Annotated in this window: 13 protein-coding genes; 8 read left to right on the forward strand and 5 right to left on the reverse strand. The window is 69.2% G+C overall.

Going from position 1 to position 15,400, the window contains the following annotated elements; translation table 11 throughout:
* The first annotated feature begins 60 nt into the window (after positions 1 to 60).
* The 8 genes from CQY20_RS12255 (at position 61) to CQY20_RS12290 (ending at position 10,950) form a co-directional block, all read left to right on the forward strand.
* Entirely contained in the window at positions 61 to 915 is an 855-nt protein-coding gene (locus tag CQY20_RS12255) for an NUDIX hydrolase (RefSeq protein ID WP_097940361.1), read from the forward strand.
* Positions 912 to 3,320 carry a DUF6049 family protein gene (locus tag CQY20_RS12260; RefSeq protein WP_097940362.1) on the forward strand — a complete coding sequence of 803 codons (2,409 nt, stop codon included), beginning with the start codon at positions 912 to 914 and terminating at the stop codon, positions 3,318 to 3,320. Before CQY20_RS12255 ends, CQY20_RS12260 begins: the two co-directional genes overlap by 4 nt.
* Before the next feature lie 149 nt (positions 3,321 to 3,469).
* Complete coding sequence (gene murJ / locus CQY20_RS12265) at positions 3,470 to 7,099, forward strand: murein biosynthesis integral membrane protein MurJ (RefSeq protein ID WP_097940363.1); 3,630 nt, start codon at positions 3,470 to 3,472, stop codon at positions 7,097 to 7,099.
* 110 nt (positions 7,100 to 7,209) lie between these two features.
* Entirely contained in the window at positions 7,210 to 7,815 is a 606-nt protein-coding gene (gene sigM, locus CQY20_RS12270) for an RNA polymerase sigma factor SigM (RefSeq protein WP_174814705.1), read from the forward strand.
* Positions 7,816 to 7,829: 14 nt separating this feature from the next.
* On the forward strand, positions 7,830 to 8,198 hold the full coding sequence (locus CQY20_RS12275) for a hypothetical protein (RefSeq protein ID WP_097940364.1): 369 nt from the start codon (positions 7,830 to 7,832) through the stop codon (positions 8,196 to 8,198).
* Positions 8,199 to 8,302: 104 nt separating this feature from the next.
* Positions 8,303 to 9,307 carry a thioredoxin-disulfide reductase gene (gene trxB, locus CQY20_RS12280; protein ID WP_097940365.1) on the forward strand — a complete coding sequence of 335 codons (1,005 nt, stop codon included), beginning with the start codon at positions 8,303 to 8,305 and terminating at the stop codon, positions 9,305 to 9,307.
* Entirely contained in the window at positions 9,304 to 9,645 is a 342-nt protein-coding gene (gene trxA, locus CQY20_RS12285) for a thioredoxin (protein ID WP_097940366.1), read from the forward strand. Before trxB ends, trxA begins: the two co-directional genes overlap by 4 nt.
* A gap of 120 nt (positions 9,646 to 9,765) precedes the next feature.
* A complete protein-coding gene (locus tag CQY20_RS12290) occupies positions 9,766 to 10,950 on the forward strand; it encodes an N-acetylmuramoyl-L-alanine amidase (RefSeq protein WP_097940367.1) in 1,185 nt (394 codons plus the stop codon).
* A 34-nt stretch (positions 10,951 to 10,984) separates the two neighbouring features.
* Here CQY20_RS12290 and CQY20_RS12295 read toward each other — a convergent pair whose 3' ends face one another.
* The 5 genes from CQY20_RS12295 to CQY20_RS12315 form a co-directional block, all read right to left on the reverse strand.
* Entirely contained in the window at positions 10,985 to 11,728 is a 744-nt protein-coding gene (locus CQY20_RS12295) for an acetyltransferase (RefSeq protein ID WP_097940368.1), read from the reverse strand.
* Between the two features lie 250 nt (positions 11,729 to 11,978).
* Positions 11,979 to 12,944, reverse strand: coding sequence for a ParB/RepB/Spo0J family partition protein (locus CQY20_RS12300; RefSeq protein ID WP_097940369.1), 966 nt, complete (start codon positions 12,942 to 12,944; stop codon positions 11,979 to 11,981).
* The gene (locus CQY20_RS12305; protein WP_097940370.1) at positions 12,941 to 13,969 is read right to left on the reverse strand and encodes a ParA family protein; all 1,029 of its coding nucleotides are present in this window, start codon (positions 13,967 to 13,969) and stop codon (positions 12,941 to 12,943) included. Before CQY20_RS12305 ends, CQY20_RS12300 begins: the two co-directional genes overlap by 4 nt.
* The gene (gene rsmG / locus CQY20_RS12310) at positions 13,966 to 14,667 is read right to left on the reverse strand and encodes a 16S rRNA (guanine(527)-N(7))-methyltransferase RsmG (RefSeq protein ID WP_097940371.1); all 702 of its coding nucleotides are present in this window, start codon (positions 14,665 to 14,667) and stop codon (positions 13,966 to 13,968) included. Before rsmG ends, CQY20_RS12305 begins: the two co-directional genes overlap by 4 nt.
* A 72-nt stretch (positions 14,668 to 14,739) precedes the next feature.
* Positions 14,740 to 15,369 (reverse strand): Jag family protein, encoded by a 630-nt coding sequence (locus CQY20_RS12315; protein WP_234816216.1) that lies wholly within the window; start codon positions 15,367 to 15,369, stop codon positions 14,740 to 14,742.
* Positions 15,370 to 15,400 lie beyond the last annotated feature (31 nt).

Below are 15,400 nucleotides of genomic sequence, written 5' to 3' on the forward strand. Positions count from 1 at the left end.
CGGGTCACCGTCCGGCGAGTGCACAGGGAGCGAATTCTGGTGGCAGCTACTATCGCTTGGGTGTCGGACGGCGAACAAGCCAAACCACGTCGGCGCCGCAGGCGGCGTCGTGGACGGCGCGCGGCCGGTCCCCCCGACGCCTCGGCCGCCCAGCACAACAGCAGCGCCGTCGCGGCAGGCGAGGCCGGCGCCGCAACCGTCCCAGCTGCACCGAACGCCGAGAAGACCGCCGGCACGAATGCCGACACGGCCGCGGGAAAAGATAGCGCCCCCATCCCCGGCGCGCACCCCAGGCCGCGCAAGCCCAGGTCCCGGCGCGGCGCCGAACGGCTGCGCACCGTGCACGAGACTTCGGCGGGCGGCCTGGTCGTCGACGGCATCGACGGACCCAAGGAACGTCAGGTCGCGGCGCTCATCGGCCGCATCGACCGGCGCGGCCGGATGCTGTGGTCGCTGCCGAAAGGCCACATCGAGCTCGGTGAGACCGCCGAACAGACCGCGATCCGTGAAGTGGCCGAGGAGACCGGCATCCAGGGCAGCGTGCTGGCGGCGCTCGGCAGCATCGACTACTGGTTCGTCACCGAGGGCAGGCGCGTGCACAAGACCGTGCACCACTATCTCATGCGGTTTCTCGGCGGCGAGCTGTCCGACGAGGACGTCGAGGTCACCGAGGTGGCTTGGGTGCCGCTGAAGGAGTTACCCTCGCGGCTGGCTTACGCCGATGAACGCAAACTCGCCGAAGTCGCCGACGAACTGATCGACAAGCTGCGCACCGATGGGCCTGCCGCACTGCCGCCGCTGCCGCATTCCTCGCCGCGCCGGCGAGCCCAGACGCATTCGCACACCCGCAACCGTCGTCGCGACGAGGCCAGCCCACCCAAGCCGCGGACGAACGGCTGCGGACAAGGGCCGTGACCGGCCGCCGGGGTAACGGGACGGTGCTGCCTCGACTGCTCGCCGTGCTGGCACTGCTCGCCCTCATCGCCGCACCCGCGGTGTCACCGCATGCGGCCGCTGGCGAGCCGGGCGCGATGCCGTTTCTTCAGGTGCACATCGACGAGGTGACCCCCGAGGTGGTGACGACCACCAGCGAGCCCGTCGTCACCGTCGCAGGCACCGTGCGCAACGTGGGCGACCGCGAGGTCCGCGACGTCATGGTCCGCCTCGAACGCGCCCCCGCGGTGGCATCGTCGGCGGGCCTGCGCACCAACCTCGGCGGCGAGAACAGCCAATTCGAACCGGTCGCCGAGTTCACCACGGTGTCGACGGATCTTCAACGGGGACAAGATGTTGCGTTCCGCCTGACCGTTCCGCTGCGCTCGCAGCAGGTGCCGTCCCTCGGTATCGACCAGCCCGGGGTCTACCCGCTGCTGGTGAACGCGAACGGCACACCCGACTACGGCGCCCCGGCCCGGTTGGACGACGCCCGCTTCCTGCTGCCGATCATCGGCGTGCCGCCGGAGGGGTCGGAGTCGGCGGCCGACGCGCTGGCCGACGTCGTCGCCCCCGACACCTCGAAACCGGTCGGGCTCACGGTGCTGTGGCCGCTCGGCGACCAGCCGCGGCTTGCGCCCGGCGTACCGGGCGGCACCACCCCGGTGCGGCTTGTCGATGACGGCCTCGCCGCCGAGCTGGCGCCGGGCGGACGGCTCGACGTGCTGCTGTCGTCGGTCGACTTCGCCACCAACCCGACCGTCGACCCCGGCGGGCAGGTCCGCGGTGCGCTGTGCCTGGCCGTCGATCCCGCCCTGCTGGTTACCGTCAACGCGATGACCGCGGGGTACGTCGTCAACGACGGGCCCGATATCGGACCCGCCACCCCGACGCGCCCTGGCACCGGGCAGGAAGCGGCGGTGAACTGGCTCAACCGGCTCAAGGCGCTCGCGCAGCGGATGTGTGTGGCGCCGACGAACTACGCGCAGGCCGACCTCGACGCGCTGGCCCGGGTCAACGATCCCGGGCTGAGTGCCATCGCCACCAACGGCGCGGGCGACATCGTCGACCAGATCCTCGGCATCACCTCCACCCGCGGCGCCACGCTCATCGCCGACGGCCCGTTGACCGGCCCCGCGATCGGGCTGCTCGGCGCGCAGGGCCCGACCGTGGCGATCGCCGCCGCTGACCTTCCCGCCGAGAATTCGACCGACGGCGAACCGGCGATGGCCGATGTCGCCCCGGTGCGCTACACACCCGAAGTGGCCGCAGCGCCGTTCGATCCCACGGTCGGCGCGGCGCTGGCCGGGCTCGGCGCCGACCCGTGGACACCGTCGTATCTGGATCCCGCGTTCGACGTGCCGCTGCAGCACGACTCGCCGGTGGCGCGCCGCCAGGACGCGGTGGCCGCCCTGCTGTGGCGCGGCCTGCAGCCCGACGCCGAGCCACGCACCCAGATCCTGATGCCGCCGGTGGATTGGCGTGTCGACGCCGCCGACGCCGAAGCCGTGTTGTCCGCGGTGGCCACCTCGATCCGGGCAGAACTGGCCACCCCGCGGCCGCTCACCGCGGTCATCGCTGCGGGACGCGCTGTCCCGCAACAGGATTCGCGTCCGCTGCCGGAGCAGGTCACCGGCAACCCGAACGCCCGCTTCGACGACGGCGTGGTGTCAGGGATCGCGCGCACCACCGGGCGGCTGTGGGGGTTGACCGCGGCGCTGACTACCGACGAGCGCACCGGGCTGACCGGCATCCAGTACACCGCGCCGCTGCGGGAGGACATGCTGCGCGCGCTGAGCCAGTCGGTTCCGCCGGATGCCCGCAACGGGCTGGCGTCGATGCGGCTGAATGCGACCAGCGCGATGGTCGACGACATGTTCAACGCGGTGACGATCGTCAACCCCGGCGGCGCGTACACCCTGGCCACCGAACGCAGCCCGCTACCGCTGGCGCTGCGCAACGACCTACCGGTGCCGATCCGGGTGCGGCTTCAGGTGGACGCCCCACCGGGTATGTCCGTCACCGACATGGGCGTGATCGAGCTGCCGCCGGGGTTCCTGCCGCTGCAGGTGCCCGTCGAGGTGCACTTCACCCAGCGGGTGGCGGTCGACGTCGCGCTGCGCACGGCCGACGGGTTGCCGCTCGGCGAGCCGGTGCGGCTGTCGGTGCACTCCAACGCCTACGGCAAGGTGCTGTTCTTCATCACGCTGTCGGTGGGCGCGGTGCTGGTCCTGCTCGCCGGTCGCCGGCTGTGGCACCGGTTCCGCGGCCAGCCCGACCGGGCCGACCTCGACCGGCCTGACCCGCTGGACGTCGCGCTGGCCCATACCGACGAGGCGCCCGACAAGCCCGCGCCCATTCACTCGGGCGAAGAGCGGGAGTCATGAACACCGCCGGTCGGCACGCCGGACCAGCGCAGCCACCGTTCGACCGGAGCGGGGCCCCGCTGGGTCCCCCGCCCATGCCTCCGCCGCGCATGCCACAAGGGCCGCCCGGTCCCCCTGGGTCGAGGGGTTATCCGCCGCCGCTGCGGCGGATGCCGCCGTCTCCCCCGCTGCAGCGGATACCACGGGGGCCCGCACCGCGGCGGCGGGCCGGCCGTCCCGAACTGAGCGACGCCGCCGTCGTATCGCGGTCATGGGGCATGGCCGTCGCCACACTGGTCAGCCGCATCACCGGCTTCATCCGCATCGTCCTGTTGGCAGCGATTCTCGGCGCGGCGCTGTCAAGCGCCTTCTCGGTGGCCAACCAGCTGCCGAACCTCGTCGCCGCGCTGGTGCTGGAGGCCACGTTCACCGCGATCTTCGTGCCCGTGCTGGCGCGCGCCGAACGCGACGACCCCGACGGCGGCACCGCGTTCGTCCGCAGGCTGGTCACGCTGGCCACCGCGCTGCTGTTGGTCGCGACGCTGGTGTCGGTGGCGGCGGCGCCGCTGCTGGTGCGGCTGATGCTGGGCGACGACCCACAGGTCAACCGCGCGCTCACCACCGCGTTCGCCTACCTGCTGCTGCCGCAGGTGATCTTCTACGGGTTGTCGTCGGTGTTCATGGCGATCCTGAACACCCGCAACGTGTTCGGCCCACCTGCCTGGGCGCCGGTGATCAACAACGTGGTCGCCATCGCCACCCTCGGGCTCTATCTCATTGTGCCGGGTGAGCTTTCGGTCGACCCCGTCCAGATGGGCAACGCGAAACTGCTGGTACTGGGCATCGGCACCACGCTTGGGGTGTTCGCCCAGACGGCCGTGCTGCTCGTCGCGATCCGCAAGGAACGGATCAGCCTGCGCCCGCTGTGGGGTCTCGACGACCGGCTGCGCCGGTTCGGCGGCATGGCCGCGGCGATGGTGCTTTACGTGCTGATCAGCCAGATCGGGCTGGTGGTCGGCAACCAGATAGCCAGCGCGGCGGCGGCCAGCGGCCCAGCCATCTACAACTACACGTGGCTGGTGCTGATGCTGCCGTTCGGCATGATCGGTGTGACCGTGCTGACTGTCGTCATGCCGCGGCTGAGCCGCAACGCCGCCGCCGAGAACATCCCCGCGGTGCTGGCCGATCTCTCGCTGGCCACCCGGCTGACCATGGTCACGCTGATTCCGATCGTGGCGTTCATGACTGTCGCGGGCCCAGCGATCGGCAGCGCGCTGTTCGCGTACGGCAACTTCGGCGAGGTCGACGCCGGATATCTGGGCATGGCGATCTCGCTGTCGGCGTTCACGCTGCTGCCCTACGCGCTGGTGCTGCTGCAACTGCGGGTGTTCTACGCCCGCGAGCAGCCGTGGACGCCGATCCTCGTGATCGTCGTCATCACCACCGTCAAGATCGCGGCGTCGCTGGCCGCGCCACACCTCACCGACGACCGCGAACTCGTCGCGGGCTTCCTCGGCCTCGCCAACGGAATCGGTTTCCTGGCCGGTGCGATCGTCGGCCATATCCTGTTGCGCGCCAACCTGAATCCGCCCAAGCGCCGCCTCGTCGACCTGGAAGTCGTGCGCACCGTGCTGGTCACCACCGCCGCGTCGATGATCGCCGGGCTGGTGGCCCACGTCGTCGATCAGCTGCTGGGCCTGGAGACGCTGACCGCCCGCGGCGGCGGCGCAGGCTCGATGCTGCGGCTGCTGATCCTGGGGGTGATCATGCTGCCGATCATCGCCGCGGTCATGCTGTCCGCCCGCGTGCCCGACGCGCACGCCGCTCTGGCGGCCGTCCAACGCCGCCTCGGCAGGGCGCCGAGAGTAGCCGGACCTCCGTCCGCGCCGCCCGTCCCAACCCGCCATCGCGCGCCTCTCACGTACCCTGATCAGAGAAATTCGCTCGCGCCGCGGGGGCGCCACAGCCCGGCGACCGCCTGGCGCGGGCCTCCGGCACCGGTTGCCGGAGCGGGTATGCGGAAAGGACCAGCGGTGACCAACGACCCCGCAGGCGACTCCGCACCGAAGCCTGACAACGGCGCGACGACCCGGATGCCGCGGCCGAGCGCCGACGACTTCCAACCGGATGTGCCTGCCGACCGTCCCGGGCCCGGCGGTGAGGCCGAGCGCGGCGACACCGGGACCAAGCCGGTCAGCACCGTGCCGCCGCCGACGTCGGGCAGGCCGCCCGCCGACTACGGCGGTGACCCCACCCGCGAGGGTCTGCCGTTTGACTTCCCCCGCGAACCGCCGATCGAGGCGGCCACCTCCGACGAGGACGTGCACCTCATTCCTGGCGCCACCATCGGCGGCGGCCGCTACCGGCTGCTGGTGTTCCACGGCGGGCCGCCGAACCTGCAGTTCTGGCAGGCGCTCGACACCGCGCTGGACCGCCAGGTCGCGCTGACCTTCGTCGATCCCGAGGCCGCGCTGCCCGACGAGGAGCTGCAGGAGATCCTTGACCGCACGCTGCGGCTGAGCCGTATCGAGGCGCCCGGCATCGCCCGCATCCTCGACGTGGCGAACACCGGCTCGGGCGGGCTGATCGTCAGCGAATGGATCCGCGGCGGCTCCCTTCAGGAGGTGGCCGCGACCTCTCCGTCGCCGATCGGCGGGGCCCGCGCCATGCAGACACTGGCCGCCGCGGCCGAGCAGGCGCACCGGGCCGGCGTGGCGATGTCGATCGATCATCCGAGCCGGGTCCGCGTCAGCATCGAGGGCGACGTGGTGTTGGCGTTCCCGGCCACCATGCCCGACGCCACCCCCGAAGACGACATCCGCGGCATCGGCGCCGCCCTGTACGCGCTGCTGATCAACCGGTGGCCGCTGCCCGAGCACGGCGTGCGCAGCGGGCTGGAACCCGCCGACGTGGACGCCGCGGGCGAACCACTCGAGCCGCGGGCCGTCGACCGCGACATCCCGTTCCAGATTTCGGCTGCGGCCGCGCGGTCCGTTCAGGCCAGCGGCGGCATCCGCAGCGCCCCCACCCTGCTGAACCTGCTGCAACAGGCGACCGCCATCGCCGACCGCACCGAGCTGATCAACCCCGTCGACGAACCCGAGCCGACGGAGCGGCCCGAGCGGGTCCGCGACGCCGATCCGGAGGTGGCGGCCCGCAGACGCAAGGGGCTGATCATCGGGCTCGCCGTGGGCGCGGCGATCATCGCCGTCGCGTTGATCGTGCTGGCGTCGGTGCTGAGCCGGATCTTCGGCGACGTCGGCGGCTTCTCGTCCGACGACCTCGGCCTCAACGCGCCGACGGAATCGGCGGAGGAGGGCGGCAACAACGGCGCCAGCACCGCCACCGGCGCCATCGTGAAACCCGTTCGGGCGACGGTCTTTTCGCCCGAGGGCGAACCCGACGCACCGGGTCAGGCTCCGCTGGCCATCGACGGTGACCAGTCCACGGTGTGGCCGATCGACACGTACAGCGACGCGGTTCCGTTCCCGAACTTCAAGAACGGGGTCGGTCTGATCCTGCAGCTGCCGGAGCCGACGAAGGTCGGTGAGGTCACCATCAACCTCAACAGCACCGGCACTGCGGTGGAGATCCGCTCGGCGCAGACGCCGACGCCGTCGTCGCTGGACGACACCACCGTGCTGACCCCGGCGACGCAGCTCAAGCCGGGCAACAACACCATCAAGGTGGACAACCCGCAGTCGACGTCCAATCTGCTGGTGTGGGTGTCCACGCTGGGCCAGGTCGACGGCAAAAGCCGCTCCGACATTGCCGAGATCACAGTGCGGGCGGCGTCTTAACCGGGTGCTGACCGGTTATCCCAAGGCCGCGCGCCGTGAACCGCCAAGTCAACGGCCATCGGCGAAAACTGGTGCGAGAGCGGGTGTCCTGCTGTGCTTAGGGTTCGGCTGTGGACAGCAGCGGGGGCATCGTCGAACGCAGGGACTGTGCGCCGGAGCGCAGCGACGCGGAGTTGCTCGCCGCGCACGCCGCAGGCGATAGGTACGCCTTCGAGGAGCTGTTCTACCGCCATCACCGCCAGCTGTACCGGTTGGCGATGCTCACGAGCCGCGATCCCGACGACGCCGCCGACGCGCTGCAGGACGCGATGCTCTCGGCGCATCGCAACGCCGCATCGTTTCGCCATGACGCGGCGGTCAGCAGCTGGCTGTATCGCATCGTGGTGAACGCGTGCCTTGATCGCTTGCGCCGCAACAAGATCCACCCCACAACCGAGCTGAAGGACGACAGCTCCCCCGTCGGCGATCACACGCCGGTGGTCGACACCGCGATCATGGTGGAGCGCGCGCTGATGCGTCTGCCGATCGAGCAGCGTGCCGCCGTCGTCGCCGTCGACATGCAGGGCTACTCGATCGCCGAGGCCGCCCGGCTGCTGGGCATCGCGGAGGGCACGGTGAAGAGCCGCTGCGCGCGGGCCCGCGCCAAGCTGGCGACGGTGCTCGGCTACGTCGACACGACCGACGCGCTGCCCGGGGCCCGCGGCGCCATGCAGTGAGTCACTATTGATGCATGCACGGCGGCGAGGCGCAGCCACCCGAGGAGAGGGTGCGACGCGCCCTGGCGCAGCTGGCCGCCGACCCCGCCTCCGCGACTGATGTGCCCGTCGCCGTGACCGCACGCATCGGTGCCGCGCTGCGGGCCGCGTCGCCTCCCGCTGCGCACGCCGCCCGTCCGCCTGTGTTCGTCATGACCCGGCCGCGGCTGGTCGCATTGATCGTGGGTATCGCTGCCGCGGCGATCGGGCTGGCCATCGCCGTGGCGGCGCTGCTGCACGACCCCGCCGGCCCGCGCTTCCCCCAGGGACCGACCGCCGAGCGCATCACGGTCACGGCGCCGCCGCCGGCCCGCGACACGCCCGGCGCGGTCACACGCCGGTAGCGCAGCCCACCCGACGAGCGGGAACACCCCGGCTTACCCTGGTGTTTGTATCGGTGCCGCTGTGATACCGGCGCGACCGATGTCACGCAGGCAGAAAGGATCACATGACTTCTCAAGCTGGATCCGACAAGGACACGACCGTCCACGATCTGATCATCATCGGCTCCGGGCCGGCTGGATACACCGCAGCGATCTACGCCGCGCGGGCGCAGCTCAAACCGCTCGTTTTCGAGGGTGTCCAGTTCGGTGGTGCGCTGATGACGACCACCGAGGTGGAGAACTACCCCGGTTTCCGCGACGGCATCACCGGGCCTGAGCTGATGGACCAGATGCGCGAGCAGGCGCTGCGGTTCGGCGCCGACCTGCGCATGGAGGACGTCGACGAGGTGTCGCTGACCGGGCCGATCAAGACGGTCAAGGTCGGCGACGAGGAATACCGCGCCCGCGCCGTCATCCTGGCGATGGGCGCGGCGGCGCGCCATCTCGGGGTGCCCGGCGAGGACCGGCTGCTCGGCATGGGCGTCAGCACCTGCGCGACCTGCGACGGGTTCTTCTTCCGTGACCAGGACATCGCCGTCATCGGTGGCGGCGACTCCGCCATGGAGGAAGCGACGTTCTTGACCCGGTTCGCCCGCAGCGTGACGCTGATCCACCGCCGCGAGGAGTTCCGCGCCTCGAAGATCATGCTGCAACGCGCGAAGGACAACGACAAGATCACCTTCCTGACCAACACCGAGGTCGTCGAGGTCGAGGGCGACAATCGCGTCAGCGGCGTGCGGGTGCGCAACAACATAACCGGGGAGGAATCCACCTTGGAGGTGACCGGCGTATTCGTCGCGATCGGGCACGACCCGCGCTCGGAGCTTGTGCGCGGCCAGGTTGACCTTGATCCGGATGGGTACGTGCAGGTGCGTGGCCGCACAACGAGTACCTCGATCGACGGGGTCTTCGCGGCCGGCGATCTGGTCGACCGCACTTACCGGCAGGCGATCACCGCAGCAGGCACTGGCTGTTCGGCCTCCATCGACGCCGAGCGCTGGCTTGCCGAAACCGCCTCGGCGACAACGGCTTCCACAGACGACACTGATTTGATTGGAGCACAGCAATGACTGGCACCGAGAAGACCCACGCGACGGTGAACGTCACCGACGCCTCGTTCTCAAAGGATGTGCTGTCCAGCAGCACCCCTGTACTGGTGGACTTCTGGGCGACGTGGTGCGGACCGTGCAAGATGGTCGCCCCGGTTCTCGAGGAGATCGCCGGTGAGAAGGCGGGCTCGCTGACGGTCGCCAAGCTCGATGTGGACGCCAACCCGGAGACCGCCCGCGACTTTGGCGTGGTGTCGATCCCGACCATGATCTTGTTCAAGGACGGGCAGCCGGTGAAGCGGATCGTGGGCGCGAAAGGGAAGGCCGCGCTGCTGCGCGAACTGGCCGACGTCGTATAGAGCGGAGCCGACCCCGCCTGGCGTTTTCTGGAATCGGGCCTGCTTCTGAGATAATTTGCCTGAGCCTGTCCGGCCGTCAGCGTTGGACCATGGTGCAGTTCGTTATCGAAAGGCCCAGTTATGTCGAGTCTGCGTCGCGGTGACCGTGGTGCTGCGGTCGCCGAGATACGGGCTGCGCTGGCGGCGCTGGGGTGGATCAAGAACCCCGACGAGGACTTGAGCACCGGAAAGCATGTTGCCGCCGACTATTTCGATCTTGAACTCGACGAGGCCGTGCGCGCGTTTCAACAACACCGCGGCCTGCTCGTCGATGGCATCGTCGGCGAGGCGACCTACCGCGCGCTGAAGGAGGCCTCCTACCGACTGGGCGCGCGCGTCCTCAGCCACCAGTTCGGGGCGCCGATGTACGGCGACGACGTGGCCACGCTGCAGGCGCGGCTGCAGGATCTCGGCTTCTACACCGGACTGGTCGACGGTCATTTCGGCCTGCAGACCCACAACGCGCTGATGTCCTATCAGCGTGAGTACGGCCTGACCCCCGACGGCATCTGCGGCCCAGAGACGTTGCGCTCCTTGTATTTTCTCGGCTCCCGCGTCACCGGCGGCTCGCTGCACGCCATCCGGGAGGAAGAGATGGTGCGCCGGTCGGGCCCGCGACTGTCCGGTAAGCGCATCATCATCGATCCGGGCCGTGGCGGCTCTGACCACGGGTTGATCACCCAGACCGCGGAGGGTCCGATCAGTGAAGCGGACATCCTGTGGGACTTGGCAAGTCGTCTCGAAGGCCGCATGACCGCGATCGGGATGGAGACGTTTCTGTCCCGGCCGCCCAACCGCAGCCCGTCGGACGCCGAACGGGCCATGACAGCCAACACCGTTGGCGCCGACCTGATGATCAGCCTGCGCTGCGCGGCCCAGCCGACACCTGCTGCCAACGGGGTGGCGTCGTTCCATTTCGGCAACTCGCACGGTTCGGTGTCGACGATCGGTCGTAATCTCGCCGACTTCATTCAGCGAGAAGTGGTGGCGCGCACTGGATTACGTGACTGCCGTGTGCATGGTCGCACGTGGGACCTGCTGCGGTTGACCCGCATGCCCACTGTGCAGGTCGACGTTGGCTACATCACCAACCCGCACGACCGCGAGATGTTGGTGTCCAGCCAGACACGTGACTCGATCGCCGAAGGCATCCTGGCCGCGGTGAAGCGGCTGTACCTGCTCGGCAAGAACGACCGGCCCACTGGAACTTTCACGTTCGCCGAGCTGCTCGCCCATGAGCTGTCGGTGGAACAAGCGGGCCGGTAACGGCTTCCGGTAGTTCAGCAGATCCTCGCAAGTTTCAGCAGATTGTGCCCGCGCCGACGGGTTGCTTGAGCTTCTCGCTTTCCAGCAGGCGCTCCAACGCTGCCTCGACGCTGGCCTTCCAGCCGAGCCCGCTTTCCAACTCCAGACGCAGCCGCGGGAAGTAGCGGTGCTTGGCGACCTCGACGAAGCCCACCTGTTCAAGAAGATCGGCGGCCAGCATGCATTGGTCCACCGAACAGTCGCCCAGCACCTCGACGACCGCACGGAGGTCCGGCGGCACGGCCCGCGGGTCCGCCAACTCGGCGACGGCCTCGGTGCGACCGAACGCCTCCAGCGCGCGCACACCGCGGCGCATCAGGTCCCCTACCGCTGACACGATCAAATCGTGCGCTAAGTCATCGCCGGCCTGGTCGCCCTCCACACCAAGGGAGGTCAACAAGATCGCGTCAGCGCTGACCGGTCCGCTGGGAAAGACGCGGGCCCGCGGCACCATGCCCGGCGGCGCGTAGAACGCATATCCGAGGCACGCGCCCTCTGCGCAGTCACCCAGCAGATCGTCCGTGTCGGTGCCGCCGTCGGGTGGGAGGCTGGAGGCGATCTGGCCACACGACCCCCACTCCAGCATGACCATCGACAGCCACGCTTCTTTCTCGAACTCCGGGTCGGTGAGGTGGTCGCGGATGTTGGCGGGATCGACCTCCCAGAACACGCAGCGCCGCGCGTGCTTCGGCAGCTGCTCGAAGGCTTCAAGCCGCAGAGGCGTTATTCGCGCTGACACTAGACTTCCCCGCTTGCAAGCGATGCCGATGAGAATGATCGCCATTCCAGGATAGAAGTATGTGCGGCGCGCGGTCCGCTTTCGCCGATCCGGTACGCGCGCGCTCCCCCCGCGCAGGCCTGCCGGATCATCCGCGGTGGCGACTTCTGCCAAACACGTTGCAGCCCATGGCGATTCCTCCTGAAGGTCACGACGGGCCGCCCCGTCGTGATCGACGTGTCACAGTGACGTAATTTACGCGTGTCCTTGGTCAGGCCTTCGCAGCGTTCATGAGGTCCACTATCCGCTGCAGATCCTCCACCGACCCGAATTCGACAACGATCTTGCCCTTGCGTTTGCCAAGGCTCACTGTGACGCGCGTGTCGAACGCGGCCGACAGCCGTTCGGCAACGTCTTGCAGGCCCGGCATCTGGATCGGTTTGCGGCGCGGCGCCGACGGTGTCGACGAGTCTCCGCGGTTGGCGAGCGTGACCGCCTCCTCCGTCGCCCGCACCGAGAGGCCCTCGGCGACGATTCGCGCCGCGAGCTCCTCTTGCGCCTCAGGGCCGCCCTCGAGCGACAGCAGGGCACGGGCGTGTCCGGCCGACAGCACGCCGGCGGCGACCCGGCGCTGCACGGCGATCGGCAGCCGCAGCAGCCGGATCATGTTGGTGATCAACGGGCGGGATCGACCGAGGCGCGCGGCCAGTTCGTCGTGGGTTACCCCGAACTCGTCGAGCAGCTGTTGGTAGGCCGCCGCCTCTTCGAGCGGGTTCAACTGCACGCGGTGGATGTTCTCCAACAATGCGTCGCGCAGCATGCTGTCGTCGGCGGTCTCGCGCACGATCGCTGGGATCGTCTCCAGCCCGGCCTCCTGGGCGGCGCGCCACCGGCGCTCCCCCATCACCAACTGATAGCGGCCGGGTTGGTCGGGCAGCGCGCGTACAACGATCGGCTGCATCAGACCGAACTCGCGGATGGAGTGCACCAGTTCGGCGAGTGCCTCTTCGTCGAACACCTGGCGGGGCTGCCGCGGGTTGCGCTCGATCGCCGACGGTGCGATCTCGCGGTAGACCGCTCCGACCGGGGTGGCGTCCGGCCCACCGCCGAGGACGACGTCGGCGGCGGCGTCACCCATCCGTGTCCCCATCGTGTCCGTATCGGAATCGGCGGGACCCGTCGGAATCAGAGAAGCAAGTCCGCGGCCGAGGCCACTGCGCTTACGCGGCTGGGTCATTGATCCTGTCCTCTCTGCTGCGCGCCCTGTACGGCGATCTCGCGGCTGGCGTCCATATAGCTCAGGGCGCCGCGCGAACCGGGGTCATAGTTCAGAATCGTCATCCCGTAGCCGGGCGCTTCGGACACCTTCACGCTGCGCGGGATGACGGTCCGCAGCACGGTGTCGCCGAAGTGCGCCCGCACGTCTGCCGCCACTTGATCGGCGAGCCGGGTGCGACCGTCGTACATCGTCAGCACGACGGTGGTGACGGTCAGCTTGGGGTTGAGGTGGGCGCGGACCATCTCGATCGTGCGCAGCAGCTGCCCCACCCCCTCCAGCGCGTAGTACTCGCACTGGATCGGGATCAGCACCTCGGGTGCGGCGACGAGTGCGTTGATGGTCAGCAGGCCGAGCGACGGCGGGCAGTCGATGAAGACGTAGTCGAAGTCGGACAGCTCCCCGTTGCGGAGTTCTTCGAGCGCGGTGCGCAGCCGTCCCTCGCGCGCCACCATGCTGACCAATTCGATCTCGGCTCCGGCGAGTTCGATGGTGGCCGGTACGCAGAAGAGGCGTTCGTTGTGCGGGCTCTGCTGGAGCGTGTCGCGCAGCGGGACCTCGCCGATGAGGACTTCGTAGGACGACGGTGTGCCGGGGCGGTGCTCGATGCCGAGTGCGGTACTCGCGTTGCCCTGCGGATCGAGATCGATCACAAGCACCTTCAACCCCTGCAACGCGAGCGCGGCCGCGACGTTGACCGCAGTGGTGGTCTTGCCGACGCCGCCCTTCTGGTTGGCGATCGTGAACACGCGCTGCTGGGCCGGGCGTGGCAACTGGCCGCGCGCGTGCAGCAGACGCACCGCGCGCTCCGCCTCGGCGCCGATCGGGGTATCGACCGCCTCGTCGGCGACCCAGCTCTCGGCTTGGCCTTCCGTCCAGGTTTCACGTGAAACATCGGTTCCGGCCGCCGTGGTTTCACGTGAAACATCGGGACTCGCCGTTGCTCCCGTCGGCGATGTGCTGCTGCTCTCCGGCACCGGATTCATCCGCTTCTCCTGCCCGTTCGTCTCGACCGATGATGCGCCGGCCGCGCCGACCCGCGCCGCGCGACGACCACGGTTGCGGGCGGTCTCAAGTAGTGCCCTCCACACGTGACCACCCTGGCATCCGCGGCGCCGAGCGACGCCATCACACGCCGATGTGTTTCGAGTTCGCTTGCCGCGCGTTCCCCTTTGAGCGCCATCATCGATCCCCCCGGGCGCAGCAGCGGCAGGCTCCACCGCGTCAGCTTGTCCAACGACGCCACCGCGCGTAACACGACCGCATCCAACTCCCCCACTCGTTGCCGCACCGACGGATCTTCGGCCCGGCCCCGGATCACGGTCACGTCCACGTCGAGATTGTCGACGACCTCGAAGAGGAAATCGCTGCGCCGCAGGAGCGGCTCGATGAGGATCACCCGCAGCCCGGGCCGAGCCAACGCCAACGGTATCCCGGGAAGGCCCGCGCCACTGCCGATGTCGGCGATCTGTTCATCGCCTGTGAGCAACTCGGCCACTGCGGCACTGTTGAGGAGATGGCGGTCCCAGACACGGTCGGTCTCCCGCGGCCCGATGAGCCCCCGCTCGACTCCGTCGCCCGCCAGAATCTCGGCGTAGCGGCGCGCTTGATCCAGGCGGTCTCCGAAGACGGACTCGGCCGCCGGAGGCGGTGCGGAGACCTCCGCACGTTTCACGTGAAACATCCTCCGGATCTCGGCGCCGGTCCGCGCCCAGTCTGCGCGGACGAACTACATCTATGTAACTAGCTCTGGGCGTCAGTCCAACAACACGACGACGCGGCGCGACGGTTCGACGCCCTCGCTCTCGCTGCGCACACCTTCGATCGCGGCCACAGCGTCGTGGACGATCTTGCGCTCGAAGGGAGTCATCGGCGATAGCTGCTCGCGCTCGCCGGTCTCCAACACCCGCCGCGCCACCTTCTCGCCCAGGGCCGCCAGCTCGTCGCGGCGCTTGCGCCGCCACCGTGCGATGTCCAACATCAGCCGGCTACGCTCCCCGGTCTTCTGGTGCACAGCCAGCCGCGTCAACTCCTGCAGCGCGTCAAGCACCTCACCCTTGCGACCGACGAGCTTCGTCAGGTCCGCACCGCCGTCGATGCTGACAACCGCGCGGTCGCCTTCGACATCGAGGTCGATGTCGCCGTCGAAATCCAGGATGTCCAACAACTCTTCGAGGTAATCGCCGGCGATCTCCCCTTCGGCCACGAGCCGCTCCTCGAGATCGTCACCGAGGTCGTCGGCGGGCTCCTCCCCGCCCTCGCTGGCGGCCGTCACCGTTTCGTCGCCGTCCTGTGACGTATCCGATGCCGTCTCGGGCGCGGCGGACTCGTTAGACAAGTCTTCGTCGCCCTCCGTGGTCACCGCGTCGTCGAAATCTGCAGTCATGCCTCGTCTCTCCTCATTCGCCCGGTGGGAT

The organism is Mycolicibacterium agri (genome assembly GCF_002553505.1).
GTDB classification, from domain to species: domain Bacteria; phylum Actinomycetota; class Actinomycetes; order Mycobacteriales; family Mycobacteriaceae; genus Mycobacterium; species Mycobacterium agri.

Bases quoted from the DNA above. Each gene is read 5' to 3' on its own strand.
- murJ (WP_097940363.1), top strand. From the start codon at position 3,470: ATGCCGCCGTCTCCCCCGCTGCAGCGGATACCACGGGGGCCCGCACCG.
- CQY20_RS12275 (WP_097940364.1), top strand. From the start codon at position 7,830: ATGCACGGCGGCGAGGCGCAGCCACCCGAGGAGAGGGTGCGACGCGCC.
- trxB (WP_097940365.1), top strand. From the start codon at position 8,303: ATGACTTCTCAAGCTGGATCCGACAAGGACACGACCGTCCACGATCTG.
- trxA (WP_097940366.1), top strand. From the start codon at position 9,304: ATGACTGGCACCGAGAAGACCCACGCGACGGTGAACGTCACCGACGCC.
- CQY20_RS12290 (WP_097940367.1), top strand. From the start codon at position 9,766: ATGTCGAGTCTGCGTCGCGGTGACCGTGGTGCTGCGGTCGCCGAGATA.
- CQY20_RS12300 (WP_097940369.1), bottom strand. From the start codon at position 12,944: ATGACCCAGCCGCGTAAGCGCAGTGGCCTCGGCCGCGGACTTGCTTCT.
- CQY20_RS12305 (WP_097940370.1), bottom strand. From the start codon at position 13,969: ATGAATCCGGTGCCGGAGAGCAGCAGCACATCGCCGACGGGAGCAACG.
- rsmG (WP_097940371.1), bottom strand. From the start codon at position 14,667: ATGTTTCACGTGAAACGTGCGGAGGTCTCCGCACCGCCTCCGGCGGCC.
- CQY20_RS12315 (WP_234816216.1), bottom strand. From the start codon at position 15,369: ATGACTGCAGATTTCGACGACGCGGTGACCACGGAGGGCGACGAAGAC.